At 74.7% G+C, this 2,174-nt stretch carries 2 protein-coding genes; one reads left to right on the forward strand and one right to left on the reverse strand.

Annotated elements, in window-relative coordinates; all coding sequences use genetic code 11:
- On the forward strand, positions 1–1,120 hold a 1,120-nt coding region (locus NCC78_RS31075; RefSeq protein ID WP_250798992.1), incomplete at its 5' end, for an AHH domain-containing protein.
- A gap of 4 nt (positions 1,121–1,124) precedes the next feature.
- On the opposite strand, the gene NCC78_RS31080 is transcribed toward NCC78_RS31075, so the two are convergent.
- Positions 1,125–2,174: ATP-binding protein (locus NCC78_RS31080; RefSeq protein ID WP_250798994.1), on the reverse strand; the 1,050-nt coding region annotated here is incomplete at its 5' end.

Below are 2,174 nucleotides of genomic sequence, written 5' to 3' on the forward strand. Positions count from 1 at the left end.
CCGGGAGGGGGCCGAGGAGGCCGGCGAACGGGCGGTCGCCCAGCCGGCGGACGAGCTGGGCGAGGGGGCGGTCCGGGCCGCCGACGAACCCGGCGTGCCGACGCTGCGCGACGACGCCCTGAAGGCCGCGGAGTTCCCCCTGGCGATGGCGGAGGCCCGGACGATCGAGACGGTCAACGACGTCGTCGACAGTCCGCTGCCGGTGCTGATGGCCTCGCTGATGGTGCTCAAGCGGCGGTACCGGTGGATCGACACCTTCACCGCGACCCCGGTCGGGCCCGGCGTCTACGACATCGAGCTGGTCGCCAGCCCCGGCACCCTCGTCGGCCGCTTCGACAACGAAGGTGGCCCCGGAGGTGGGCGCCCGCCCGGTCCGCGCGGCCCGCACGCGGACGAGATCGACCGGCTGATGACCGAGGCCGACGGGCTCGGACAGCGGATCAGCCGGGAGGAGCTGGAACGCGCCGCGGCCGCCAACCCGGAGGGATTCCCCGCCCTGGCCGCCGAGGTGCGTGAGGAGCTGAACGACCGGGCCGCCCGGGCCGCCAGTAGGGGCTCGCCGGTCGCCGAGTCGACCGCCCTGCTCGACGAGGCGGAGGCGCCCACGATCCGGGGCGTCGGCGACGAGGCGGAGTCGGGCCTGACACCGCGGGACGAGGGCTGGAACGAGGCTGGCAACCCGGACCTCGACGCGCCCGACTTCCGCGACCCGACGACCAGCAGCATCAGCGCCTCCGAGGCGCTCGGGCAGGCCCTCGGGCCTCCGCCGGGCCCGGGTTACCACGCCCACCACGTCATTCCGACCAGCGAGGGCGGGGAGGGGCTGGACTGGTTGCGTCAACGGGCGACGGAGGCGGGGGTCGCCGCCAACGGAGCGGACAACGGCGTCTGGTTGATCGGGACGCGCTCGGGAGCCAATCTCGACGCCGGCATCCCGCACACCACCTATCTGCACGCGGGCAACCGGGAGGACTACCTGTTCACCCTCAGCGAGCGCCTGCAGGACCTGCACGGCCCGGCCTTCCGCCAGGAAATGGCGGCCATCCGGCGCGAACTCTCCGAAGGTTCCTTCGAATTCCTGGAGGCCCCCGCCGGCTGGCTGGACAGCCTGGTGGATTGACCGCTCAGCGGCCGCCGCCGAGGGAGCGGCCGTTCTTGGCCAGCTCCCAGCGGGTCGCGGTGGTCACCTGCTCGGCGGTGACCCGCTGGGAGTCGGCGCCGAGGTACGCGGCGGTCAGCGCCGCCGCCGCGATGCCGCCGCCGGGCAGGTCCACCGCGGCCAGCCGGCCCGGGTCGAGCCCGTCGACCGGCACCCGCGCCGGGAACGCCTTGCGCCACATCGTCTCCCGGGCCGCCCGGTCCGGGTACGGGAACGTCACCACGATCCGCAGCCGGCGCAGGAACGCCTGGTCCAGCGCGGACTTGGCGTTGGTGGTGAGGATGGCCAGCCCGGCGAAGGACTCCATCCGCTGGAGCATGTAGCCGACCTCCAGGTTGGCGTACCGGTCGTGGCTGTCGCGCACCTCGGTCCGCTTGCCGAACAGGGTGTCCGCCTCGTCGAAGAGCAGCACGGCCGCGCCGTCCTCGGCGGCGTCGAAGACCCGGCTGAGGTTCTTCTCGGTCTCGCCGATGAACTTGCTGACCACCTGGCTGAGGTCGACCACGACAAGGTCCAGCCCCAGCTCCTCGGCGATCACCTCGGCGGCGAGGGTCTTGCCGGTGCCGCTCGGGCCGGCGAAGAGGGCGGCCGTGCCCAGCCCTCGGCTGACCCGGTCGGCGAACCCCCAGTCGTGCAGCACCCGGGTGCGGTGGTGCACGGTGGCGACGAGGGAGCGCAGCTGCGCCACGTGGGTGTCGGGCAGCACCAGGTCGTCCCAGGTGGCCCGGGGCTGCACGACCCGGGCCTGGCTGCCGTACCGGCTGCGGGACCGGCCGCGGCAGGCCTGCCACAGCGGCACGCCGTCGGCCACGTCGCGGGCGGCCAGGTCGAGGTCGGGCAGGGCCAGGTCGAAGACGCCGGTGGCGGTGGCGGTGTCGTCGTCGCAGGTCCGGCCGGCGGCGTCGTGCCGGCGCAGGGCGGCGCGCAGGGCCGCCGCCCGTTCGGCGATGGGCAGCCGGGGTACGGCCACGTGCACGCCGTCGGGGAGCGTCCCGGCGGTCTCGAACGCGCCCAG

The organism is Micromonospora phytophila (assembly GCF_023656545.1).
Taxonomy (GTDB): domain Bacteria; phylum Actinomycetota; class Actinomycetes; order Mycobacteriales; family Micromonosporaceae; genus Micromonospora; species Micromonospora phytophila.